22 protein-coding genes and 1 pseudogene are annotated in these 23,057 nt (G+C 54.7%); 16 read left to right on the top strand and 7 right to left on the bottom strand.

The features are described from left to right. Positions 1-419: 419 nt before the first annotated feature. The 3 genes from vapB to ABLV12_RS22045 all read left to right on the top strand — a co-directional run bounded on the left by vapB (position 420) and on the right by ABLV12_RS22045 (position 1,686). Positions 420-650: a type II toxin-antitoxin system VapB family antitoxin gene (vapB, locus tag ABLV12_RS22055; protein WP_064396317.1), complete on the top strand. Its 231-nt coding sequence runs from the start codon at positions 420-422 to the stop codon at positions 648-650. Further along, positions 647-1,063 (top strand): PIN domain-containing protein, encoded by a 417-nt coding sequence (locus ABLV12_RS22050; protein ID WP_064396313.1) that lies wholly within the window; start codon positions 647-649, stop codon positions 1,061-1,063. The genes vapB and ABLV12_RS22050 overlap by 4 nt, the downstream gene beginning before the upstream one ends. Before the next feature lie 128 nt (positions 1,064-1,191). Beyond that, on the top strand, positions 1,192-1,686 hold the full coding sequence (locus ABLV12_RS22045; RefSeq protein ID WP_064396312.1) for an N-acetyltransferase: 495 nt from the start codon (positions 1,192-1,194) through the stop codon (positions 1,684-1,686). A 179-nt stretch (positions 1,687-1,865) separates the two neighbouring features. On the opposite strand, the pseudogene ABLV12_RS22040 reads toward ABLV12_RS22045, so the two are convergent. Continuing rightward, a pseudogene (locus ABLV12_RS22040) lies at positions 1,866-3,236 on the bottom strand (IS3 family transposase). Between the two features lie 265 nt (positions 3,237-3,501). After that, entirely contained in the window at positions 3,502-4,338 is an 837-nt protein-coding gene (gene fghA / locus ABLV12_RS22035; protein ID WP_004103897.1) for an S-formylglutathione hydrolase, read from the bottom strand. 366 nt (positions 4,339-4,704) lie between these two features. On the opposite strand from fghA, the gene folE reads away from it, so the two are divergent. From folE to mglC, 6 genes are all read left to right on the top strand, one after another. Beyond that, positions 4,705-5,373 carry a GTP cyclohydrolase I FolE gene (gene folE / locus ABLV12_RS22030; RefSeq protein ID WP_004103895.1) on the top strand — a complete coding sequence of 223 codons (669 nt, stop codon included), beginning with the start codon at positions 4,705-4,707 and terminating at the stop codon, positions 5,371-5,373. 15 nt (positions 5,374-5,388) lie between these two features. Further along, a complete protein-coding gene (gene yeiB / locus ABLV12_RS22025; RefSeq protein ID WP_032728554.1) occupies positions 5,389-6,546 on the top strand; it encodes a DUF418 domain-containing protein YeiB in 1,158 nt (385 codons plus the stop codon). A gap of 155 nt (positions 6,547-6,701) precedes the next feature. Beyond that, complete coding sequence (gene galS, locus ABLV12_RS22020) at positions 6,702-7,724, top strand: HTH-type transcriptional regulator GalS (RefSeq protein ID WP_004103891.1); 1,023 nt, start codon at positions 6,702-6,704, stop codon at positions 7,722-7,724. Between the two features lie 289 nt (positions 7,725-8,013). Further along, a complete protein-coding gene (gene mglB, locus ABLV12_RS22015) occupies positions 8,014-9,012 on the top strand; it encodes a galactose/glucose ABC transporter substrate-binding protein MglB (RefSeq protein WP_004103888.1) in 999 nt (332 codons plus the stop codon). A gap of 118 nt (positions 9,013-9,130) precedes the next feature. Beyond that, positions 9,131-10,651 (top strand): galactose/methyl galactoside ABC transporter ATP-binding protein MglA, encoded by a 1,521-nt coding sequence (gene mglA / locus ABLV12_RS22010; RefSeq protein ID WP_004103886.1) that lies wholly within the window; start codon positions 9,131-9,133, stop codon positions 10,649-10,651. Between the two features lie 15 nt (positions 10,652-10,666). Next, the gene (gene mglC / locus ABLV12_RS22005; RefSeq protein ID WP_004114089.1) at positions 10,667-11,677 is read left to right on the top strand and encodes a galactose/methyl galactoside ABC transporter permease MglC; all 1,011 of its coding nucleotides are present in this window, start codon (positions 10,667-10,669) and stop codon (positions 11,675-11,677) included. A gap of 189 nt (positions 11,678-11,866) precedes the next feature. Here mglC and sanA read toward each other — a convergent pair whose 3' ends face one another. The 5 genes from sanA to ABLV12_RS21980 all read right to left on the bottom strand — a co-directional run bounded on the left by sanA (position 11,867) and on the right by ABLV12_RS21980 (position 15,849). Continuing rightward, positions 11,867-12,583, bottom strand: coding sequence for an outer membrane permeability protein SanA (gene sanA, locus ABLV12_RS22000; RefSeq protein ID WP_004103884.1), 717 nt, complete (start codon positions 12,581-12,583; stop codon positions 11,867-11,869). A gap of 124 nt (positions 12,584-12,707) precedes the next feature. After that, positions 12,708-13,592 (bottom strand): cytidine deaminase, encoded by an 885-nt coding sequence (cdd, locus tag ABLV12_RS21995; RefSeq protein ID WP_004103882.1) that lies wholly within the window; start codon positions 13,590-13,592, stop codon positions 12,708-12,710. A gap of 127 nt (positions 13,593-13,719) precedes the next feature. Beyond that, positions 13,720-14,415, bottom strand: a complete 696-nt coding sequence (locus ABLV12_RS21990) for a CidB/LrgB family autolysis modulator (RefSeq protein WP_004103877.1) — start codon at positions 14,413-14,415, stop codon at positions 13,720-13,722. Beyond that, positions 14,412-14,810, bottom strand: coding sequence for a CidA/LrgA family protein (locus ABLV12_RS21985; protein WP_004103875.1), 399 nt, complete (start codon positions 14,808-14,810; stop codon positions 14,412-14,414). The genes ABLV12_RS21990 and ABLV12_RS21985 overlap by 4 nt, the downstream gene beginning before the upstream one ends. A gap of 121 nt (positions 14,811-14,931) precedes the next feature. After that, complete coding sequence (locus tag ABLV12_RS21980) at positions 14,932-15,849, bottom strand: LysR substrate-binding domain-containing protein (protein WP_004103873.1); 918 nt, start codon at positions 15,847-15,849, stop codon at positions 14,932-14,934. A 126-nt stretch (positions 15,850-15,975) separates the two neighbouring features. Between ABLV12_RS21980 and ABLV12_RS21975 the strand changes: the two genes are divergently transcribed. From ABLV12_RS21975 to bglG, 7 genes are all read left to right on the top strand, one after another. Further along, positions 15,976-17,334, top strand: a complete 1,359-nt coding sequence (locus ABLV12_RS21975; protein WP_023329875.1) for an aromatic acid/H+ symport family MFS transporter — start codon at positions 15,976-15,978, stop codon at positions 17,332-17,334. A gap of 11 nt (positions 17,335-17,345) precedes the next feature. Beyond that, positions 17,346-18,383, top strand: coding sequence for a gentisate 1,2-dioxygenase (gene gtdA, locus ABLV12_RS21970; protein WP_004103869.1), 1,038 nt, complete (start codon positions 17,346-17,348; stop codon positions 18,381-18,383). A gap of 23 nt (positions 18,384-18,406) precedes the next feature. Then, on the top strand, positions 18,407-19,105 hold the full coding sequence (locus tag ABLV12_RS21965) for a fumarylacetoacetate hydrolase family protein (RefSeq protein ID WP_064344297.1): 699 nt from the start codon (positions 18,407-18,409) through the stop codon (positions 19,103-19,105). An 8-nt stretch (positions 19,106-19,113) separates the two neighbouring features. Then, positions 19,114-19,758 carry a maleylacetoacetate isomerase gene (maiA, locus tag ABLV12_RS21960; protein ID WP_016809257.1) on the top strand — a complete coding sequence of 215 codons (645 nt, stop codon included), beginning with the start codon at positions 19,114-19,116 and terminating at the stop codon, positions 19,756-19,758. An 8-nt stretch (positions 19,759-19,766) separates the two neighbouring features. Next, positions 19,767-20,960 carry a 3-hydroxybenzoate 6-monooxygenase gene (locus ABLV12_RS21955; protein WP_049591770.1) on the top strand — a complete coding sequence of 398 codons (1,194 nt, stop codon included), beginning with the start codon at positions 19,767-19,769 and terminating at the stop codon, positions 20,958-20,960. Positions 20,961-21,129: 169 nt separating this feature from the next. Beyond that, positions 21,130-22,068, top strand: a complete 939-nt coding sequence (gene dusC / locus ABLV12_RS21950) for a tRNA dihydrouridine(16) synthase DusC (protein ID WP_004114085.1) — start codon at positions 21,130-21,132, stop codon at positions 22,066-22,068. Positions 22,069-22,220: 152 nt separating this feature from the next. Beyond that, the gene (gene bglG / locus ABLV12_RS21945; protein WP_004103859.1) at positions 22,221-23,054 is read left to right on the top strand and encodes a transcriptional antiterminator BglG; all 834 of its coding nucleotides are present in this window, start codon (positions 22,221-22,223) and stop codon (positions 23,052-23,054) included. The last annotated feature ends 3 nt before the right edge of the window (positions 23,055-23,057 follow it).

Here is a 23,057-nt window from a genome sequence, read left to right as displayed (position 1 = left end):
TTTCGGCGGGTAAGAGACTAACCTGATGTTGTCTAAGCATGCAGATAGCCTCGTGGTGTACTGACCCCCAAAAGTTGGACAGAATAATCGAGGTATCTCAGAAAGAGTCCATGGAATACATGGGCTCTTTTTTGTTTCCTGCAAAAGCTAAATAAATCCTTCCACAGCCAAATAATCCATTCAGCTGCTTTTTACTCCATGCGCTTCCCTGATTCTGCAACCACCTGTAATGCACCAGTTAGTTGAGTTAGATCCGGTTCTGGTTATTCAGATCTTAGGTGAAGAAAGAATAATTGAGGTATGTAGAACATTTTGGCATGCGCACTTATATCATGCCTAAAAAGTCACATCTATACATATGCTCAACATCTACCTATACTTAGCATATGCTGAAAAGCCAGTTAATCAGGAGAAATACTATGAGAACCGTATCGATATTTAAAAACGGCAATAATCGTGCTATCCGTCTGCCCCGAGACCTGGATTTTGAGGGAGTGAGCGAACTGGAAATCGTCCGGGAAGGTGACAGCATCATCCTTCGTCCCGTTCGACCAACATGGGGTTCGTTTACTCAGCTCGAAAAAGCCGATTCAGACTTTATGGCCGAGCGTGGTGACATTGTCAGCGATGAAGGACGATTTGACCTGTGATCAAAACCTATATGCTGGACACCAATATTTGCTCATTTATCATGCGTGAGCAACCGGAAGCTGTCATCAAACGGCTAGAACAGGCAGTACTGCGTAATCACCGCATCGTGGTTTCGGCCATCACCTATGCCGAGATGCGTTTCGGTGCGATCGGAAAGAAGGCATCCCCCCGCCACGGCCTGCTTGTCGAAGCTTTCTGCGCCCGCCTCGATGCAATCCTCGCCTGGGACCGCGCCGCGGTGGACGCAACCACGGAGATTAAGGCCGCACTGACTGCGGCCGGGACGCCAATTGGTCCGAACGACACGGCAATTGCCGGGCATGCTATCGCCGCCGGCGCCGTACTGGTGACGAACAACGTGCGAGAGTTTGAGCGTGTGCCTGGACTAATTCTGGAAGACTGGGCTAACTGACGGCAGAAAGGATCTTGAAAACAGTAATGTCCGCTTCGTGCCAAAAGCGGAAGTTTAATATGAACACTCATGCTAGATTACTCAGGTTCTGACACTATATATAAATCTGGCTTAGCAAGGAGTCATCAGTGGAAGCATTTACAGTACGGAGAATAATCGAGAGCGATCTGGACGATTTCAGGAAATTGAGGTTGGAGGCTTTACGGCTTCATCCTGAGGCCTTTGGTGCGTCTTATGAAGAATTCAGCCAGAAGCCACTGCATTTCTTTGCCGAACAACTACGAACCAGTCATGTCTTCGGCGGTTTTGATGTTCATAACACCTTGCAGGGAATGATTGGCGTAAATAGAAGCCCATTACCAAAGCTGAGTCATGTTGCGAATATCTGGGGAATGTATGTTCGCGCCGAGAAGAGAGGTTCCGGGCTTGCAGCCAGACTCATGGATACGGCGCTGGAAGCTGCCAGTTCAGCCAAAACCGTAAAGTTGTCAGTAGTTACAACTAACCGGGCTGCATATGCACTTTATCGTTCCTTCGGGTTCGCAGAGTGGGCGACTGATACCGCTGCGCTATGCGTTAATGGGGAGTTCCATGACGAATTTCTGATGAGACGCGACTCGTAGCGGACTATGTCCGTTGTTCGCTCCTGGCGGACCTGTCCCCCTTAATGCCCGCCGTTATGTAGGCTTGATAACCGTATGGCGTCTTTAGCACCATCTTCAGAAATGTAAAAATCCTGCGTAAGGTGATTACGCCTTATCATTAGTTTCTTTATGGTGCTTACCTAATGAAAATCAGCACGTTAAATTCGCAGCGGGTAGGTCTTCAGGCGATATTCAACCGGGCTTAGCCCGTGAAATTTAAGGCTGATTCGTCGGGTATTGTAATAATGAATGTAATCCTCAAGAACGCCCTTCAGTTCGTCAACATCGTTGAATTTACGGGTGTAAAAGCATTCTGATTTTAACGTCCCGAAAAAGCATTCCGCACAGGCATTATCCAGACAGTTTCCTTTGCGCGACATGCTTTGCAGAACACCAAACTCCCGCAACTGATACTGATACCACCGATGCCGGTATTGCCAGCCCTGATCTGAGTGAAGAACTGGTTTGCTCTTTGCGTCCATTCTGGCGAATGCCTTAATCAACATGTCGTCAATCATCGGCATTGTCGGGCGTTCTGAAATACTGTAGGAAATCACTTCGTTATTGAAGAGATCGATGATGGGAGAAAGATAGAGTTTGCGGCCATTAACGGCGAACTCGGTGACATCTGTGACCCATTTTTCATTGGGCCGGCTGGCTTTGAAGTTTCGTTGCAGGAGGTTGTCAGCAGCACACCCACGTTCGCCACGCCAGGAGGTGTAGCGTTTTACTTTGATTGCGGCTTTAAGGTCGAGAGCATTCATCAGGCGTTGAACCACCTTATGGTTGATTACTCCCCTCTCTCTCCTGAGCGCCAGCGTTACTCGTCGATAGCCATAGCGGCCCTGGTTTTCATCATATATCTCACTGATTCGACGATTTATCTCATCGTATTTTCCCGGAGACCGAAGTGCCTTAAGATGATAGTAAAACGTGCTCCTGGGTATCCGGGTAATATTCAGTAGTTGCTCAAGCGGGTAATGCTGCCTTAGTTCGTCAACAACACGAACCTTATCTCTTACCGAACTAAGGCTTTCAGCTTTTGTAAATAAAGTATCTGTAATTCAAGACGTTTGACTTTCCTTTCCAGTTCATGAATCCGTTGCGCTTTTGATCGTTCCTCTGCGGCTTCAATAAGTTCAGGGTGTTCAGCCATGTAAGATACCCTTTTTGTGCCTACCTTGAGTGAGCGAAGCCCTTCTTCACCCTGCTCTTTGTATACTTTTAGCCATTTGGCGACAGATGACGCACCTGCAACATTGAATTTAGTCGCGGCCTGAGTCTGGGATATCTGGCCTGAAAGCACGGCTTTTACAGCTTCAATGCTGATCTCAGGATCGATGGACACGCCCTTATCTCTGGGCCTTAATCCCTCTTCTCCATAAGCATCATAGGCTGCAACCCAGATTCTCACCTGGGTTCTGGGAACGTTGAAACGAGCTGAAGTTAACCGATAGCCTTCAGTCGCTAGCAAGATAGTGCATAACGACTTCAAGGCGTTCTTCGAGGGTATATTTACGGCCGGGCATAGGACTCTCCAGTTTGAGAGTCCAACTAAATGGGTGCAGTGCATGGGTGATTACATTACCTTCGGGGCTTTCTTCTTTCTGCCTCAGCACAACGGTAAAACTCAATCCTGCCCTGAGGCGAAAGCCTCAAGCGCCGCCAAAAATCATACCCCCGACGACGGAAAATACACTATCTCTCTGTATTTATTAGTTTTTATGACTATTGGATGCTGAGGCATTTTGCGTATCAATGCGCCGGGAAGGGGCTTCACGACGCATTGAAGGATCAGGAGAAGAGGTGCCGGGCATGGAAACGCAGGTGGTCCTCAATAAATGAGGCGATAAAGTAGTAGCTGTGATCGTACCCGGGCTGAATACGTAGCGTTAACGGCCAGCTTTTCTGACGCGCGGTTTCCGCCAGCACCGCCGGCTGCAGCTGTTCGGCGAGGAATGCATCGTTATCGCCCTGGTCGATCAAGGTTGGGATCGCATCTGACTCGCTGCTGGCCTGCATTAACGCGCAGCTGTCCCAGGCCTGCCAGTCTGCTTCATTCGCTCCCAGATAGGCGGTAAAGGCTTTTTTGCCCCAGGGAACCTGGGTCGGGTTAACGATAGGCGCAAAGGCGGATACGCTGACGAAGCGGCCCGGATTTTTCAGCGCCATCACCAGCGCACCGTGGCCGCCCATGGAATGCCCGCTGATGGCGCAGCGATCGCTGAGCGTAAACTCGCGGGCAATCAGCTGCGGCAGCTCGTCGCGAAGGTAATCGTACATGCGGAAATGTGCTGACCACGGCGCCTGGGTGGCATTGAGATAAAAGCCCGCGCCTTTGCCCAGATCGTAAGCGCTATCGTCGGCAACGTTATCACCGCGCGGACTGGTGTCCGGCATCACCAGCGCAATGCCGAGCTCGGCGGCGATGCGCTGAGCGCCCGCTTTGGTGGTGAAGTTTTCATCGTTGCAGGTCAGGCCGGAGAGCCAGTAGACAACCGGCGGCGGCGCGTCTGCGGTCTCGGGGGGGAGAAAGATGCTGAAGGTCATTGCGCAGTTCAGCGTGGCGGAGTCGTGCCGCCAGCGTTGCTGCCGACCTTCAAAACAGCGGTGCTCTTCGAGCAGTTCCATGCAGGGCTCCTTAAGTGTCTCAGGCGTAATTTTCCATAATACAGATATTTCATGCGCTGGTGAGTAACTTTCACTTCCTCCTTTTCGGAACGTATTGCATCATTAATGCAACTTTTAACCAACATGCTGACGTTGTCGTCGCGCCGGAATCGCGCTATCGGCGGCGATTGAGTTGGTTGCGGCAAGGTGAGCAGGGCGTTGCGTGACGCATCGTAGTGCGCTGGTCTGGCAGCGTGGAACGAGAGGTGACGCCAATTTCAACAATTATCGATGCGGCTACTGGATTCTGTGCGTCACCTCACGCACAATGAATACAAACTTTGCCCTCAGAAGAGCAAAGAGCGCCACACCTGCAGGAGAATAAAAATGTCATCACTGAGTAAAGAAGCCATACTCGTTCATGAAGCGCTGGTCGCTCGTGGGCTGGAGACGCCGCTGCGTCCGCCAGTACAAGAAATTGATAATGAAACTCGCAAGCGTCTGATCGCCGGACACATGACCGAGATTATGCAGCTGTTAAACCTTGATCTAAGTGATGACAGCCTGATGGAGACTCCGCATCGCATCGCCAAAATGTACGTCGATGAGATTTTCTCCGGCCTGGACTACGCCCGGTTCCCTAAAATCACCGTCATCGAAAACAAGATGCAGGTTGATGAAATGGTCACCGTGCGTGATATCACCCTGACCAGCACCTGCGAACACCACTTTGTTACGATTGATGGTAAAGCGACGGTGGCCTATATCCCGAAAGATTCGGTGATTGGTCTGTCTAAAATCAACCGTATCGTGCAGTTCTTCTCCCAGCGCCCGCAGGTGCAGGAGCGACTGACGCAGCAGATCCTTACCGCGCTGCAGACCCTGCTGGGAACCAGCAACGTCGCGGTTTCCATCGATGCGGTTCACTACTGCGTAAAAGCGCGCGGTATTCGCGATGCAACCAGCGCCACCACCACCACATCGCTGGGCGGCCTGTTTAAATCCAGCCAGAATACTCGCCAGGAGTTCCTGCGCGCCGTACGTCACCACAACTAAAACGGAGCAGGGTACATGGAGAGAAATGTCACGCTGGACTTCGTCCGCGGCGTCGCCATCCTCGGTATCCTGCTACTGAATATCAGCGCCTTCGGTTTACCGAAGGCCGCCTACCTTAACCCGGCGTGGTCCGGGAGCATCTCCGATAGCGACGCCTGGACCTGGGCGATTCTCGATCTGCTGGCGCAGGTCAAATTCCTGACCCTGTTCGCCCTGTTGTTTGGCGCCGGGCTTCAGCTTCTGCTGCCGCGCGGCAAGCGCTGGATCCAGTCGCGCCTGACGCTGCTGGCGCTGCTGGGCTTTATCCACGGTCTCTTTTTCTGGGACGGCGATATTTTGCTGGCCTATGCGCTGGTAGGACTGGTGGGCTGGCGGATGATACGCGATGCTCACGATGTTAAATCGCTATTTAATACCGGCGTGGTGCTGTATGTCATCGGCGTGGCGGTACTGCTATTGCTGGGATTAATCTCCGGCAATTCGCCTAATCGTTCGTGGGTGCCGGACGCGGCGAATTTACAGTACGAACATTACTGGAAGCTGAAAGGCGGCTTTGAAGCGGTGAGTAATCGTGCGGATATGCTGTCGGATAACCTGCTGGCGCTGGGCGCGCAATACGGCTGGCAGCTGGCCGGGATGATGCTGATGGGGGCCGCGCTGATGCGCAGCGGCTGGCTGAAAGGGCAGTTCAGTCTTCGCCACTACCGGCGCACCGGCGCGCTGCTCATCGCTGGCGGCATGGCGGTTAATTTACCCTCTATTTTCGCCCAGTGGCATCTCGGTTGGGATCCTCGCTGGTGCGCATTTCTGCTACAGGCGCCGCGCGAGCTGGGCGCGCCGCTGCAGACTATCGGCTACGCGGCGCTGGCCTGGGGCTTCTGGCCGCAGCTGGCGAAATTTCGTCTGGTGGGGGCCATTGCCTGCGTCGGGCGCACGGCGTTGAGCAACTATCTGCTGCAAACCCTGATTTGCACCACTCTGTTTTACCGCTTCGGCCTGTTTATGAAGTACGACCGCCTACAGCTGCTGTCCTTCGTACCGGCCGTGTGGGCGATTAATCTTCTCTTTTCGTGGCTTTGGCTACGTCATTTCCGTCAGGGTCCCGTTGAGTGGCTATGGCGTCAATTAACCCTGCGTGCGTCGGGGACATCATTAAAAGATACATCCAGATAACGATCTGGATCACAATCATTAACAAAATGGATGTAACCGTTTCCATCCCTGTGACTTCACTCACGTAGCGTGCGGCGCGTCGCTGCCAGAATAGCCACCTTGCTGAACACAGGAGGTGAGTGTGACGTACTGCAATTCCCTAAAGGTCGGTGAGCATGATCACCATTCGTGATGTCGCCCGTCAGGCGGGGGTTTCCGTGGCTACGGTTTCGCGCGTGCTGAATAACAGCGCGCTGGTGAGCCCGGATACGCGAGAAGCGGTAATGAAGGCGGTAACGCTGCTGGGCTATCGGCCCAACGCCAACGCGCAGGCGCTGGCGACCCAGGTCAGCGATACCATCGGCGTGGTCGTGATGGACGTGTCGGACGCCTTTTTTGGCGCGCTGGTCAAAGCGGTAGATACCGTCGCCCAGCAGCATCAAAAATATGTGCTTATCGGCAATAGCTATCATGAAGCGGAAAAAGAGCGTAACGCCATTGAAGTACTGATTCGCCAGCGCTGTTCGGCGCTGATCGTTCACTCCAAAGCGTTGAGCGATGCGGAGCTGGGGGATTTTATGGAGCACATGCCGGGAATGGTGCTGATTAACCGCATCGTGCCGGGATACGCCCACCGCTGCGTCGGGCTGGATAACGTCAGCGGCGCGCTGATGGCGACCCGCATGCTGCTCAATCATGGCCACCAGCGCATCGGCTACCTCTCTTCTAATCACGGTATTGAAGATGATGATTTACGTCGGGAAGGGTGGAGCAGGGCGTTACATGAGCAAGGCATTATCGCTCCCGACGGCTGGATAGGCTCAGGTTCGCCGGATATGCAGGGCGGGGAAGCGGCGATGGTAGAGCTGCTGGGGCGTAACCTCGGCCTGACCGCGATCTTTGCCTATAACGACAGCATGGCGGCCGGGGCGCTAACGACGCTTAAAGATAACGGTATTGCCGTGCCGCAGCACCTTTCACTGATTGGTTTTGATGATATTCCCATTTCGCGCTACACCGACCCGCAGTTGACCACGGTGCGCTACCCGATCATGTCGATGGCAAAACTGGCGACAGAGCTGGCGCTGCAGGGGGCTGCCGGGAAGCTGGATCGCGAAGCCAGCCACTGCTTTATGCCGACGCTGGTGCGTCGACATTCGGTAGCGCAGAGGCAAATTGTGGGGCCGATCACTAACTAATTATCTGGCTGATGTAACCGCTTTCAATATGTGAGTGATTTCACAGTTTGTTAACATTAAGCTGACTATGATTGCTGCGTTTACAAGTCTGAACATACTATGTCACGGTGATTAATCACTTTTACAGCAGTAATCGGCGGTTAAACGATTAATTAAGCCGTTTTTCAGGAGCGTTACCCTACACGGAAGACAGAATTAAAGTCGTGAATGTCGCTGTGCGGTAACATCAATGTAACACTCGCCAGCCGTTTTCACTCCAAAGACCCTGCATAATAAAACCGGAGATTCCATGAATAAGAAGGTGTTAACCCTGTCTGCTGTAATGGCTAGCATGTTATTCGGCGCCGCCGCTCACGCCGCAGATACGCGTATCGGCGTGACGATTTATAAATACGACGACAACTTTATGTCGGTGGTGCGTAAGGCAATCGAAAAAGACGGTAAATCAGCGCCGGATGTTCAGCTGCTGATGAATGACTCGCAGAACGACCAGTCCAAACAGAACGATCAGATTGACGTCCTGCTGGCAAAAGGGGTGAAGGCGCTGGCGATTAACCTGGTTGACCCCGCAGCGGCGGGTACGGTAATCGATAAAGCCCGTGGCCAGAATGTGCCGGTGGTATTCTTTAACAAAGAACCTTCCCGCAAGGCGCTGGATAGCTACGATAAAGCATACTACGTCGGGACTGATTCTAAAGAGTCCGGCGTAATTCAGGGCGATCTGATTGCCAAGCACTGGAAAGCGAACCCGAACTGGGACCTGAATAAAGATGGCCAGATTCAGTTTGTCCTGCTGAAAGGCGAGCCGGGCCATCCGGATGCCGAAGCGCGCACCACCTACGTGATTAAAGAGCTGAATGATAAAGGGCTGAAAACCCAGCAGCTGGCGTTAGATACCGCCATGTGGGATACCGCGCAGGCGAAGGATAAGATGGATGCCTGGCTCTCCGGCCCGAACGCGAACAAAATTGAAGTCGTTATCGCCAATAACGACGCGATGGCCATGGGCGCGGTAGAAGCGCTGAAAGCGCACAATAAGAGCAGCATCCCGGTATTCGGCGTCGATGCTCTGCCTGAAGCCTTAGCGCTGGTGAAATCCGGCGCCATGGCGGGAACCGTACTGAACGATGCTAACAACCAGGCGAAAGCGACCTTCGATCTGGCGAAAAACCTCGCCGATGGTAAAGAACCGGCTGCCGGTACTAACTGGAAAATTGATAATAAGATTGTCCGCGTACCGTACGTGGGCGTTGATAAAGATAATCTGAGCGAGTTTATCGGTAAGTAACAGCTTAATAAGCCGCGGGCGTACGCGCTGTACGCCCGATTATTCCTGATACCGAATCCGTCCCGGCCCGTCGTTAATTCGACGGCTGGGGTATGCATGCACGCAGCCAGGTATAACTATGGTCAGCAATAATAGCGAACGGTCAGGCGAATATTTGTTGGAAATGACCAACATCAACAAATCGTTTCCTGGCGTCAAGGCTCTCGATAATGTGAACCTCAAGGTTCGTCCCCACTCTATTCATGCATTAATGGGGGAGAACGGTGCGGGCAAATCAACATTATTAAAATGCCTTTTTGGGATCTATCAAAAAGATTCCGGCAGTATTCTTTTTCAGGGACAAGAGATCGATTTCCATTCGGCAAAAGAAGCCCTGGAAAACGGTATTTCAATGGTTCATCAGGAATTAAACCTGGTATTGCAACGTTCGGTGATGGACAACATGTGGCTGGGGCGCTATCCCACCAAAGGTATGTTTGTCGATCAGGACAAAATGTATGGTGATACCAAAGCGATTTTTGACGAGCTGGATATTGATATCGACCCACGCGCTCGCGTCGGGACGCTATCGGTATCGCAAATGCAGATGATTGAAATTGCGAAGGCATTTTCCTATAACGCCAAAATTGTGATTATGGATGAGCCGACGTCTTCGTTAACCGAAAAAGAGGTCAATCATCTGTTTACCATTATCCGCAAGCTGAAAGAGCGCGGCTGCGGCATTGTCTACATTTCCCACAAAATGGAAGAGATCTTCCAGCTATGCGATGAAATTACCGTTCTGCGCGACGGCCAGTGGATCGCCACCCAGCCGCTGGAAGGGCTGGATATGGATAAGATTATCGCGATGATGGTGGGCCGTTCCCTCACTCAGCGCTTCCCGACCCGGGAAAATAAGCCGGGCGAGATAATTCTTGAGGTGCGTAATTTAACCTCGCTGCGTCAGCCGTCAATCCGCGATGTCTCGTTCGACCTGCACAAAGGCGAAATCCTCGGTATCGCCGGGCTGGTAGGGGCGAAACGTACCGATATCGTCGAGACGTTATTTGGTATTCGCGAGAAGTCCGGCGGGACAATCAAGCTGCACGGTAAGAAGATTAATAACCATAACGCCAATGAAGCCATCAACCATGGTTTTGCGCTGGTGACCGAAGAGCGTCGCTCGACGGGGATTTATGCGTATCTGGATATCGGTTTTAACTCGCTGATCTCCAATATTAAGAAGTACAAAAATAAGGTCGGCTTGCTGGATAATTCACGCATGAAAAGCGATACCCAATGGGTCATCGATTCAATGCGCGTGAAAACTCCGGGGCAGCATACGCAAATTGGTTCGTTATCCGGTGGTAACCAGCAAAAAGTGATTATTGGTCGCTGGCTATTAACTCAGCCGGAAATTCTGATGCTCGATGAACCGACGCGCGGCATTGACGTTGGCGCCAAGTTCGAAATTTATCAGCTGATCGCCGAACTGGCCAAAAAAGATAAAGGCATCATTATTATCTCCTCCGAGATGCCGGAGCTGCTGGGTATTACCGACCGTATTCTGGTGATGAGCAATGGTCTTGTTGCCGGAATTGTTGAGACTAAAACTACCACGCAAAACGAAATTCTCCGTCTTGCGTCGTTGCACCTTTAAGATCAGGGGCTTCTCATGAGTGCGTTAAATAAAAAGAGTTTTCTCACCTGGTTGAAAGAGGGTGGGATTTACGTCGTTCTTTTAGTATTGCTGGCCATCATTATTTTCCAGGATCCGACTTTCTTAAGTTTGCTGAATTTAAGTAATATTCTGACCCAGTCCTCGGTGCGTATTATCATCGCGCTCGGTGTTGCCGGGCTTATCGTCACTCAGGGGACCGACCTTTCGGCCGGGCGTCAGGTCGGCCTGGCGGCGGTTATCGCCGCCACGATGCTACAGGCGGTGGACAACGCCAACAAAGTGTTCCCGGACATGGCCACGATGCCGATTCCGCTGGTTATCCTGCTGGTTTGTGCGATCGGCGCGGTGATTGGGCTTATCAACGGTATTATTATTGCCTACCTGAACGTGACGCCATTTATCACCACCCTCGGTACGATGATCATCGTTTACGGTATTAACTCGCTGTATTACGACTTCGTTGGCGCGTCGCCGATTTCCGGCTTTGATAGTCACTTTTCGCAATTTGCCCAAGGGTTCGTAGCGCTGGGCTCGTTCCGTCTGTCGTATATCACTTTCTACGCGCTGATTGCCGTTTTCTTCGTGTGGATCCTGTGGAACAAGACCCGCTTTGGTAAAAACATCTTTGCTATCGGCGGCAACCCGGAAGCAGCGAAGGTCTCCGGGGTGAACGTCGCGCTGAACCTGCTGATGATTTACGCGCTCTCCGGCGTGTTCTACGCGTTCGGCGGGCTGCTGGAGGCGGGGCGCATCGGGTCGGCGACCAACAACCTCGGCTTTATGTATGAACTGGATGCGATTGCCGCGTGCGTGGTCGGCGGAGTCTCGTTCAGCGGCGGCGTCGGCACCGTGTTCGGCGTGGTAACCGGGGTGATTATCTTCACCGTCATTAACTACGGTCTGACCTATATCGGCGTCAACCCGTACTGGCAGTACATTATCAAAGGGGCCATTATTATTTTCGCCGTGGCGCTGGATTCACTGAAGTACGCACGTAAGAAATAAGAGTAGTGAATGAAGGCAGGCGTCAGTTCAGGCGTCTGCCTTTTGCTTTTTCGGAATGATAATTTGCCGCCTTCCTGCAACCTGAATCAGGTAGGGTATATATCCTCAGTATCCCGATATTCACTCGCGTAATCAGAAAAGTATTCCCGCTCGGTAAGACGCCAGTTTTCACGTTCGCTTATGGCGGCTTCACTTCTCTTTTTTCTGCAGATCCATCAGCTGCTGCGGCGTGACCGCCGGGTAGGACTGGGCGCCGTCCGGGACTTCCTGCAGCGCGGGGATCGGGATGAGCGGACCCAGGAATCGCGGTTCGCGTTTAAAAATATAGAGATCGGCCAGCGCGCCGAAACGAGCGCCAAACTCGCGCAGGCGCACGCTCCACATATCCTTCGGCGACGGCACCGCGTAGCACTGCGCCTGAATACCCATATGCAGGGCAATAAACAGCGCCCGCTCGCAGTGGAAGCGTTGGGTAATGATAATAAAATCATTCGTGTCGAAGACTTTACGGGTGCGAACAATCGAATCAAGGGTACGGAAACCCGCATAGTCCAGCACGATATCCGCCGGATCGACGCCAGCTTTAATTAAATCGCGGCGCATGGTCATCGGTTCGTTATAGCTCTGCAGCGCGTTATCGCCGCTGAGCAGCAGATAGTTCACCTTACCGCTGTTGTAGGCGTTCAGCGCGCCCTGAATTCGGTAGCGATAATATTGGTTGATGACGCCGGTACGATAGTACTTAGCGGTGCCGAGTACCACGCCGACCTGACGATAGGGCAGGTCCTGTAGCTCATCGTAGATATAAGGAGAGGTCTTCCAGCTCATCCAGCGGTCAAGCCCCAGCACGGTTAACAGCAGCAAGCCGAACAGGACTAACAGGCTGTATAACGCACGCTTTAACATGAACCGGGCTCAATAGTGGACGAGGGAAGCTTCAGGCTACTTTACCCGCCGGGCAAGCGCAAGAAACCATCGTTTAATTGCGGGGATTTTCAACAATGCGGGCCGTTTGGCCCGCAGAATGTGACTAACCTAACAGGACACGATCGATGTTATGACAGCCCAGCGCCTTCAGCGTCGCGGCGGTTGCGTCCCACTGGATGAGCGCCGCGTCGGCCTTCTCGGCAAGAACAGCGCGCTGGATATCCGGGTAATCGTAACCATTGAGGCTCAGCAGATTCAGCGCGCCCTGCAGCGGCGGCAGCGTCGGGTTATAGGCGGCGTTTTCTGCATAGCTACCGGTGAAAATAGTCCCGTCTTTCAGCTCCAGCGCGACGCCGGAGGGCGAATGGCTGTACGGCATATGGCAGCGGTTGGCTGCCTGAATCGCCGCCTGGGCCAGCGCATCGCCGCTGAGCGGGAAGCCGTGGTTCTGTTCATCCATCAGCAGGGTTTTGATATTCAGATCTTTCGGGCCGAAAGCGTCCGGTAAATAGTGCTGCAGCGAATGGGCTTCGCGGCCCGGAAGATGGATGCGCAGCGCCAGTCCGCTGTTCAGTTCGTTCATAAACTGACGACAGTGGCCGCAGGGGGTGTAGTTCACGGTAATCGCCAGCAGGGATTTTTCGCCGCGCAGCCAGGCATGGCTGATGGCGCTTTGCTCAGCGTGCACGGTCTGCTGCATGGTGGCGCCGAGGAATTCCATATTGCCGCCGAAGTACCAGGTACCGCTGATGCCGCGGGCAATGGCGCCGACGTTAAAGTGGGAGAGGTCGGTACGCGCACAGGCCGCCGCCAGCGGCAGCAGAGCAAAGGCCAGCGCGTCTTCGTCCAGCCCCGTCGCGCTTTGCAGCGCAGCGACCTGATCTGCATTGAGCAGGGCCGGAAAATGCGGGTCGGCCAGCATCGGGGCGATGGCCGCTTGCAGGTCCGCCGCCAGTTGGGGAAGAACAGCTTGAAAACGTGGGTGCATGGCGTTGCCTCATAACAATGTAATGGGAATCTAGTGTACGGGTGCTTATAGCCGACATATGTGATTAACATCTCATTGTTAATGTAATTCTATCTCGTTGCATTTTAAATTGTGATTCAAATCACAACTATCCGGCTATTGCCAGGATCAGCGGAAACAAAAACGGGGCAACCAGCGAGGTAATAATCCCGCAAAGTACCAGCGCCAGCGAACTGAACGCGCCCTCCTGATAGTCGAGTTCAGCGCAACGGGCGGTACCCAGTGCGTGTGAGGCGGTACCCATCGATAAGCCGCGCGAAGCTTTGGTACGAATGCGCATCACATTCAACAGCGTATGGCCGAAGACCGCGCCGAGAATGCCGACAAAAATAACGCATACCGCGCTGATCGCCGGAATGCCGCCAATGCTGCTGCTCACCGCCATCGCAATCGGGGTCGTGACCGATTTCGGCAAAATAGAGGCGGCAATCTGCGGCGTTGCGCCCATCAGTAAGGCAACGGTGGTACCGGTGACCATCGCCACCACGCTGCCGATAAAGCAGATAGTGATGATTGATTTCCAGCGAGCGCGGATTTGGTGTAGCTGCTCATATAAAGGAAAGGCCAGCGCAACCACCGCCGGCTGCAGCAGATCGTTAAGAATTTTGCTGCCCTGAAAATAGCGCTCGTAGGAGATGCCGGTGATCAACAAAAAGGGGATCAGCACCACCATGGCCACCAGTAACGGATTAAGCAGCGGAAACTTGAATCGCGCCGCCAGCATGCGGGCGAGGAAAAAGACGATAAGGGTTAGCGGCAGCGACCACCAGATTTCATGGATCATTTTTCACTTCCTTTTTGACCAACCACTTTGCGCTCGCCGTGAACCAGGTGTGAGCTCCAGCTGACTACTAAAAAAACCACCAGCGTGCTTATCGCGCAGGAAACCACTACCGGGCCAAACTGCGCGCGGAGTAAATCCCAATACTGCATAACGCCCACGCCGATAGGCACAAATAGCAGCGCCATATAGCGAATCAGGATATTGCAGCCGGGGTTAACCCACTGCGGCGGCAGGATCTGCAGCGCCAGGAGAAAGAACAAAATCAGCATGCCAATAATACTGCCGGGAATGGCGATCGGCAGGAGTGAAGAGAGAAAAATGCCCGCATACAAGCAGGCGTAGATCAGCACGAAAGCGCGCACATACTGCCAGACAATAATCAGTGATTTACTCATGGTAATAACCCTTGATGAACCGCATTCATCATACAATTAAAGCCAAAAATGTGCTACCGATCACATCATGAATTCTACGCATACCTGCAATAGAGACGGGGAACAGCAAAACGGACGGCTATCAGTGTGTCGATTGCAGCGACAGACAGTGCAGAAATCGGCTCAACGCCAGCGACGGCGCTTCACTTTTTCGCCAGAAAACCCCAACGCTACCTTTTTGTTCAATGCGCGGCAAATTAAGAATCGCCAGCTGGTGCTGGGCCGCATAGCGCTGCGCCAGGCGCAGTGAGAGTATCGACACCATATCGCTACTCTGTAACAGGTTGCTGGTGACGTTCATCGAGGCGGACTCAATGGTGTTCTCCGGCAGCATGACGCCGTTATCCACCAGCGCGTTGTCGATGCTCAGGCGAATCGGTGTGCCGGTGGGCCAGACAATCCAGCGCCACGGAGAGAGGTCAGCCCAGCTTAACTGCGATTTTTGCGCCAGAGGATGATCGGGGCGGGCGACAAAGCAGACCGGCTCGGTGTAGAGCACCCGGTAGCTCAGCGGCAGCTCCAGCGCCCGCCCGCCGACTCGCCCGACCACGACATCAATCACCCCGGCGAGTAGATCGTTAAGCAGCGGCGTCATGACTTTCTCTTCGATATTAAGATGCAGGGTCGGCATCTCTTTAAGCAGTTCGAGGATCGCCTGCGAAACGCAGTCGGTGGCCACCGGTGAACAGCCGATCATCAGACTCCCCACCTGTCCGCCCTGTTTGAAACGCTCGATTTCATACTGCGAACGCGACATATCGTTAATCAGCCGCTGGGCGTGTTGAAGCAGCAGCTTTCCGCCTTCTGTCGGGCGCAGGCCTTTGCTGTGACGTTCAAACAGGGGCATGCCGACTTCATCTTCAAACTGGCTCAGCCATTTGGAGAGCGCCGGCTGAGTAATATTCATCATTTTAGCCACTTGTGTGAGGTTGCCTTGTTCCCCCAGCGCGACCAGCATCTGTAAATGGTGCAGCTTCAGTTTCTGCGTCCAGCCTGCCATCAGCGATAACCTCCAGGTTATGTCTATGCCCGAAATACCATTGTACATTTCATTGCTTGGGTTACAAACTCGCAACATAAAAGAAATAAATACAACATCTTCCCCTACCTGCACTGAGGCATAACGATGACTCAACGACTCGAACTACAGAAACTGCTTAATGCCGCGCCGGTCGGCGCCCGGCAATGGCGTGTAATTATCTGCTGTTTCCTGGTGGTCATGCTCGACGGTTTCGATACTGCGGCAATTGGTTTTATCGCCCCGGATATTCGTCACCACTGGCAATTAACCGCAGGCGATCTCGCGCCGTTATTTGGCGCAGGATTGCTGGGCTTAACCGCCGGGGCGCTGCTATGCGGTCCGCTCTCCGACCGCTTTGGCCGTAAACGGGTCATCGAGTTCTGCGTCGCGCTATTCGGCCTGTTTAGCCTGCTTTCCGCGTTTTCCCCTGACCTGGAGACGCTGGTGATCCTGCGCTTCCTGACGGGGCTGGGATTGGGCGGCGCGATGCCTAACACCATTACGATGACTTCGGAATATCTGCCTGCCCGGCGGCGCGGGGCGCTGGTGACCCTGATGTTCTGTGGATTCACCCTCGGCTCGGCGTTCGGCGGCGTGGTCAGCGCGCAGCTGGTGCCGCTGATTGGCTGGCCCGGTATCCTGGTGCTGGGGGGCGTGCTACCGCTGATGCTGGCGGCGGCGCTAATCCCGCTGCTTCCCGAATCTCCGCGCTGGCAGATCCGTCGTCAGCTGCCACAAGCGATGATTGCCAAAACCGTTGGCGCGATAACCGGCGAACGCTATACCGATACCCATTTCTGGCTTGATGAGCCTGCCGCCGGCGCGAAAGGCAGCATCCGCCAGCTATTTGCCGGGCGTCAGCTGCCCATCACCTTGATGTTGTGGGTCGTGTTCTTTATGAGCCTGCTGATTATCTATCTCCTCTCCAGCTGGATGCCGACGCTGCTTAACCATCGTGGAATTGATTTACAGCATGCTTCCTGGGTGACTGCGGCCTTCCAGATTGGCGGGACCTTTGGCGCACTGCTGCTCGGTGTGCTGATGGACCGTTTCAACCCTTTCCGGGTGCTGGCGCTGAGTTACGCCCTGGGGGCGGTCTGTATCGTCATGATTGGCCTGAGCGAGAACGGTCTGTGGCTGATGGCGCTGGCGATTTTCGGCACCGGTATCGGCATCAGCGGCTCGCAGGTAGGGCTAAATGCTCTGACCGCGACGCTGTATCCCACCCAAAGCCGCGCGACCGGCGTGAGCTGGTCAAACGCGATTGGCCGCTGCGGAGCCATTGTTGGTTCGCTCTCCGGCGGCGTGATGATGGCGATGAATTTCTCTTTTGACACCCTGTTTTTTGTTATCGCAGTACCGGCTGTGGTTAGCGCCGTGATGCTTGTCCTGCTGACGCTTGCCGTTCGCAACCCAACATCTGTACCTGCCGCGCTGCCTTCTGCGGGCATCGTGAATAAATAAGGAGAATGCTCATGTCCCAATCTTCCATGGAAATCAACAACGATCGTCAGAACTACTATCAGCATATTTCCGGGCAAAACCTGACGCCGCTTTGGGAATCGCTGCACCATCTGGTCCCGAAAACGCCGAACCCTACCTGTGCGCCGGCTTACTGGAACTATCAGGAGATTCGTCCGCTGCTGCTGAAAAGCGGCGAGCTGATTGGCGCGAAAGAGGCGATACGCCGCGTACTGGTGCTGGAGAACCCGGCGCTGCGCGGACAGTCATCGATTACTTCATCGCTGTATGCCGGTTTACAGCTGATCATGCCCGGAGAAGTGGCGCCGAGCCACCGTCATAACCAGTCGGCGCTGCGCTTTGTGGTTGAAGGTGAAGGGGCATTTACCGCCGTCGATGGCGAACGCACGCAAATGCGGGCCGGTGACTTTATTCTGACGCCGCAGTGGCGCTGGCACGACCACGGCAACCAGGGCAATGAGCCGGTTGTCTGGGTGGATGGCCTCGATCTGCCGCTGGTGAACTATCTGGGCTGCGGTTTCGCGGAAGACTATCCGGAGGATCAGCAGCCGGTGACCCGCAAAGAGGGGGATTATCTGCCGCGCTACGCCGCCAATATGCTGCCGCTGCGCCATCAGGTCGGTAACTCTTCGCCCATCTTTAACTATCGCTACGACCGCAGCCGCGAAGCGCTGCACGATCTGACGCGTATGGGGGATGCCGACGAGTGGGACGGCTATAAGATGCGTTACGTCAACCCGGTCACCGGCGGCTACCCGATGCCATCGATGGGCGCCTTTCTCCAGCTGCTGCCGAAAGGGTTTACCTCGCGAGCGGCAAAAACCACCGATAGCACCATCTATCACGTGGTAGAGGGCAGCGGCCAGGTGACTATCGGCGAGCAGACATTTTCTTTCCAGGCAAAGGATATCTTCGTGGTGCCCACCTGGCACGCCGTCTCTTTTATCTCCGCCGAAGATACCGTGTTATTCAGCTTTTCGGACCGTCCCGTGCAGGAAGCGCTCGGCCTGTTCCGCGAAGCGCGTTATTAAAAAATACGAATAAGGACTCCATCATGACTCAATACGTTTTTGCTCCCCAGGCCCCAATTAGCGTTCCGGTTGTCGGCAGCGATGAGCAGTTTCCGGTACGCCGCGTTTACTGCGTGGGCCGCAACTACGCCGCTCACGCGCGTGAAATGGGCTTTGATCCGGATCGCGAACCACCGTTTTTCTTCTGCAAGCCTGCCGATGCGGTGGTGCCCGTCGCTGCGGGAGAGACGCGGAACCTGCCGTATCCCGCGCAAACCGACAACTATCACTATGAAATTGAGCTGGTGGTGGCGATTGGCAAACGGGGAAGCGATATCCCGCTGGAGCAGGCCCATGAGTATATCTGGGGCTATGCCACCGGTCTGGATATGACCCGCCGCGATCGCCAGATGGAGATGCGCCAGATGGGCCGTCCCTGGGAAATCGGCAAAGCCTTCGATCTCTCCGCGCCGATAGCGCCGCTGCACAAAGCGGATACGGTTGACGTCAACGAGGCGGGAATTTGGCTGCAGGTGAATGGGGAAGATCATCAGCGCAGCGATATTCGCCACCTGATCTGGTCGGTTAATGAAACTATCAGCTATCTTTCCGGCTTCTTTGAGCTGCAGCCCGGTGACCTGATTTTTACCGGGACTCCAGAAGGCGTTGGCGCGGTGGTGAAAGGCGATGTTATCACCGGCAACGTAGATGGACTGACGCCAATCGCCGTGCGCGTGGTGTGAGGTGAATGATGAAGCTGTACAGTTTTTTTAATAGCTCTGCCTCTTACCGCGTGCGCATCGCGCTGGCGCTGAAAGGCATCGACTACCAGAGCGTGGGCGTCAATATCCGCATCGGCCAGCAGAATGCGCTGGAGTACCGGCGGCTGAACCCGGTCGGCCTGGTGCCGACGCTCATTACCGACGAAGGTGAATCTCTCGGCCAGTCGCTGGCGATAGCGGACTGGCTGGATCGGCACTATCCGCAGCCGCTGCTGCTGCCTGAGGAAGACAGCGCGCGCATGCGGGTGCTGGAGATCGTATACGCCATCGCCTGCGATATTCATCCCATTAATAACATGCGCGTTTTACGCTACCTTGGCGACGAGCTTAAGGTGAGCGAAGAGGAGAAAAAACGCTGGTATGCGCACTGGATCCAGCAGGGGTTCAGCGCCGTTGAACAGCTATTGCGCCACGCGAAATCCGGCGATTTTTGCGTGGGCGATGCCCCCACCCTGGCGGACTGCTGTCTGGTGCCGCAGTGGGCCAACGCGCTGAGGATGGGCTGCGATCTCAGCCACTATCCACGCTGCCAGGCGGTTTATGACGCCTGTACCCGGCTGCCGGCGTTTATCGCCGCCGCGCCGGAAAACCAACAAGATAAGATCCCGGCTTAGGAGGCAACATGGCAAAAGTGATGCGAGCAATCATTGTCGGCGGCGGTATTGGCGGGGCAGCCACGGCGCTTTCGCTGGCGCGCCAGGGTATCAAGGTGATGCTGCTGGAAAAGGCGCATGAAATCGGCGAAATTGGCGCCGGGATCCAGCTTGGCCCAAACGCGTTCTCGGCGCTGGACAGCCTCGGCGTCGGCGAAGTCGCCCGTCAGCGGGCGGTCTTTACCGACCATATCACCATGATGGATGCGATAAACGGCGAAGAGGTCGTGCACATTGAGACAGGACAGGCGTTCCGCGACCATTTTGGCGGGCCGTATGCGGTGATCCACCGGGTGGATATCCACGCCACCGTCTGGGAGGCGGCGCTGACCCATCCGGCCGTCGAGTATCGTACTTCGACGCAGGTAGTGGATATCCGCCAGACCGCCGATGACGTGACGGTGTTTGATGATAAAGGCAACAGCTGGACGGCGGATATTCTGATCGGCTGCGACGGCGGTAAATCGGTGGTGCGCCAAAGCCTGCTGGGCGATTCGCCGCGGGTAACCGGCCACGTGGTCTATCGCGCGGTCGTCGATGCCGCCGATATGCCGGACGATTTACGCATCAATGCGCCGGTGCTGTGGGCGGGTCCGCACTGCCACCTGGTGCATTATCCGCTGCGCGGCGGTAAGCAGTACAACCTGGTGGTGACCTTCCATAGTCGGCAGCAGGAAGAGTGGGGCGTGCGCGACGGCAGTAAAGAAGAGGTGCTCTCCTACTTTAAAGGTATCCACCCGCGTCCCCGGCAGATGCTCGATAAACCGACCTCCTGGCGCCGCTGGTCCACCGCCGATCGCGAGCCGGTAGAAAAATGGGGCAACGATCGTATTACGCTGGTCGGCGATGCCGCGCATCCGGTGGCGCAGTATATGGCGCAGGGGGCCTGTATGGCGCTGGAAGATGCGGTGACCCTGGGTAAAGCGCTGGCCCAGTGCGACGGCGACGCCGCCCGCGCTTTCGCGCTGTATGAATCGGTGCGTATTCCGCGTACCGCGCGGATCGTCTGGTCGACGCGTGAAATGGGGCGGGTCTATCACGCTGCCGGGGTTGAGCGCCAGGTGCGCAATCTGCTGTGGAAAGGCAAAACCCAGAGCGAGTTTTATCGCGGCATTGAGTGGCTGTACGGCTGGAAAGAGGATAACTGCCTGCAACCACGTTAAGCGGCCGTGCATTTCCCGGCCCGCAGACAGAGGCGACTTTGTCGCCCGGCTAAGCGCAGCGCAAGCCGGGAAGCAGCAGCGCCGCCGGTAAAACCGATATTCACCCCTTTCAACCCGCATCCAGAGGCGCTACCATAGCGCCTCTTTTTTTCGGGCAATGATAAACAATATGCGTGTACTACTGGCGCCGATGGAAGGCGTGCTCGATTCGCTGGTGCGCGAGCTGCTGACCGAAGTCAATGATTACGATCTCTGCATCACCGAGTTCTTGCGCGTGGTGGATCAGCTCCTGCCGGTAAAATCGTTCTACAAACTGTGCCCGGAACTGCATAACAACAGCCTGACGCCCTCCGGCACCCGCGTGCGCGTGCAGCTGCTCGGGCAGTATCCGCAGTGGCTGGCGGAAAACGCCGCTCGCGCGGTCGAACTCGGTTCCTGGGGGGTTGACCTGAACTGCGGCTGCCCGTCAAAGCTGGTGAACGGCAGCGGCGGCGGGGCAACGCTGCTCAAAGATCCCGAGCTTATCTATCGCGGCGCGAAAGCGATGCGCGAAGCGGTTCCCGACGAACTACCGGTCACGGTAAAAGTTCGGCTTGGCTGGGACAGCGGCGAACGGCGATTTGAAATAGCCGATGCGGTCCAGCAGGCGGGGGCCAGCGAGCTGGTGGTTCACGGCCGCACCAAAGAGGATGGCTATAAAGCGGAGCGCATTGACTGGCAGGCTATTGGCGAAATCCGTCAGCGCCTGACTATCCCGGTGGTGGCCAACGGTGAAATCTGGGACTGGCAAAGCGCTCAGGATTGCCTGGCCGCGACTGGCTGCGACTCGGTAATGATTGGCCGCGGCGCGCTGAACGTGCCGAACTTAAGCCGGGTAATAAAATATAACGAACCGCGTATGCCCTGGCCCCAGGTCGTCGGGCTGCTGCAAAAATATACCCGTCTGGAAAAGCAGGGCGATACCGGCCTTTATCACGTCGCGCGTATCAAACAGTGGTTGAGCTATTTGCGTAAAGAATACCTCGAAGCTTCTGATCTGTTCAGCGCGGTGCGCACTCTACAGGATTCAACCAGTATTGCGCGCACGATTAACGACTGGCGTAGCTAAACTATCTGACCTGCATCACATTTTTTTGCTTGTCCCATTGAGATTACCCGGCGGACAGTGAAATACTCACTACCGATTGTTACTGCTCCGGCAGGCAAAACCTGATTTCCTGGCATCTGTCGGGGTCAGGTTTTTTTGTTTTTGGGGTTCATATGCAAATCGCCAAAGTACTTAATAATAATGTAGTGGTGGTTGTCGATGAGCAGCAGCGCGAACAGGTGGTCATGGGCCGAGGACTTGCCTTTCAAAAACGCGTTGGTGACTCTCTTGATGAAAGTAAAATTGAAAAAGTCTTCGCGCTGCAGAGCGATGAACTGATTGGCCGTTTAGGCGAATTACTCAGTCAGATACCGTTAGAAGTGATGACCACCTGCGATCGGATTATCGATCTGGCGCGCGGTCGTCTCGGTAAGTTACAGGACAGCTTGTACATTACCCTGACCGATCACTGCCACTTTGCGATCGAGCGGCAGAAGAAAGGCCTCGCCATTCGTAATGTGCTGCTGTGGGAAATAAAACGGCTGTATCCTAAGGAGTTTGAGTTAGGGCAGGAAGCGCGGGCGATTATCGCCAAACGGCTTGGCGTTGAACTGGCCGAAGATGAGGCGGGTTTTATTGCCCTGCATCTGGTGACGGCGCAGCTCAACAGCGAAATGCCGGAGGTGATGCACGTTACCCGGGTCATGCAGGAGATTCTGCAGCTGGTGAAATATCAGCTGACCCTTAACTACGACGAAGAGTCGCTGAGCTACCAGCGTTTCGTTACGCATCTTAAGTTTTTCGCCCAGCGTATGCTGACGCGAACGGTGGTCGAAGATGATGATGTGACGCTGCACAGCGCGGTAAAGGATAACTACCCAAAAGCGTGGAAGTGTGCGGAAACCGTCGCCCGGCACCTGCAAAAGAGCTACCAGCGGCCGCTGACGACGGAAGAAATTATGTTTCTCGCCATTCATATTGAACGGGTGAGAAAAGAGGGACGCTAAGCG

The organism is Klebsiella sp. CN_Kp100 (genome assembly GCF_040065315.1).
GTDB lineage: Bacteria > Pseudomonadota > Gammaproteobacteria > Enterobacterales > Enterobacteriaceae > Klebsiella > Klebsiella oxytoca.
This window is presented reverse-complemented; position numbering and strand designations above follow the sequence as displayed.

What these genes read in the sequence shown, in the direction of transcription:
- vapB (WP_064396317.1), top strand. Translation starts at nt 420, where the DNA reads ATGAGAACCGTATCGATATTTAAAAACGGCAATAATCGTGCTATCCGT.
- fghA (WP_004103897.1), bottom strand. Translation starts at nt 4,338, where the DNA reads ATGGAACTGCTCGAAGAGCACCGCTGTTTTGAAGGTCGGCAGCAACGC.
- folE (WP_004103895.1), top strand. Translation starts at nt 4,705, where the DNA reads ATGTCATCACTGAGTAAAGAAGCCATACTCGTTCATGAAGCGCTGGTC.
- yeiB (WP_032728554.1), top strand. Translation starts at nt 5,389, where the DNA reads ATGGAGAGAAATGTCACGCTGGACTTCGTCCGCGGCGTCGCCATCCTC.
- galS (WP_004103891.1), top strand. Translation starts at nt 6,702, where the DNA reads ATGATCACCATTCGTGATGTCGCCCGTCAGGCGGGGGTTTCCGTGGCT.
- mglB (WP_004103888.1), top strand. Translation starts at nt 8,014, where the DNA reads ATGAATAAGAAGGTGTTAACCCTGTCTGCTGTAATGGCTAGCATGTTA.
- mglA (WP_004103886.1), top strand. Translation starts at nt 9,131, where the DNA reads ATGGTCAGCAATAATAGCGAACGGTCAGGCGAATATTTGTTGGAAATG.
- mglC (WP_004114089.1), top strand. Translation starts at nt 10,667, where the DNA reads ATGAGTGCGTTAAATAAAAAGAGTTTTCTCACCTGGTTGAAAGAGGGT.
- sanA (WP_004103884.1), bottom strand. Translation starts at nt 12,583, where the DNA reads ATGTTAAAGCGTGCGTTATACAGCCTGTTAGTCCTGTTCGGCTTGCTG.
- cdd (WP_004103882.1), bottom strand. Translation starts at nt 13,592, where the DNA reads ATGCACCCACGTTTTCAAGCTGTTCTTCCCCAACTGGCGGCGGACCTG.
- ABLV12_RS21990 (WP_004103877.1), bottom strand. Translation starts at nt 14,415, where the DNA reads ATGATCCATGAAATCTGGTGGTCGCTGCCGCTAACCCTTATCGTCTTT.
- ABLV12_RS21985 (WP_004103875.1), bottom strand. Translation starts at nt 14,810, where the DNA reads ATGAGTAAATCACTGATTATTGTCTGGCAGTATGTGCGCGCTTTCGTG.
- ABLV12_RS21980 (WP_004103873.1), bottom strand. Translation starts at nt 15,849, where the DNA reads ATGGCAGGCTGGACGCAGAAACTGAAGCTGCACCATTTACAGATGCTG.
- ABLV12_RS21975 (WP_023329875.1), top strand. Translation starts at nt 15,976, where the DNA reads ATGACTCAACGACTCGAACTACAGAAACTGCTTAATGCCGCGCCGGTC.
- gtdA (WP_004103869.1), top strand. Translation starts at nt 17,346, where the DNA reads ATGTCCCAATCTTCCATGGAAATCAACAACGATCGTCAGAACTACTAT.
- ABLV12_RS21965 (WP_064344297.1), top strand. Translation starts at nt 18,407, where the DNA reads ATGACTCAATACGTTTTTGCTCCCCAGGCCCCAATTAGCGTTCCGGTT.
- maiA (WP_016809257.1), top strand. Translation starts at nt 19,114, where the DNA reads ATGAAGCTGTACAGTTTTTTTAATAGCTCTGCCTCTTACCGCGTGCGC.
- ABLV12_RS21955 (WP_049591770.1), top strand. Translation starts at nt 19,767, where the DNA reads ATGGCAAAAGTGATGCGAGCAATCATTGTCGGCGGCGGTATTGGCGGG.
- dusC (WP_004114085.1), top strand. Translation starts at nt 21,130, where the DNA reads ATGCGTGTACTACTGGCGCCGATGGAAGGCGTGCTCGATTCGCTGGTG.
- bglG (WP_004103859.1), top strand. Translation starts at nt 22,221, where the DNA reads ATGCAAATCGCCAAAGTACTTAATAATAATGTAGTGGTGGTTGTCGAT.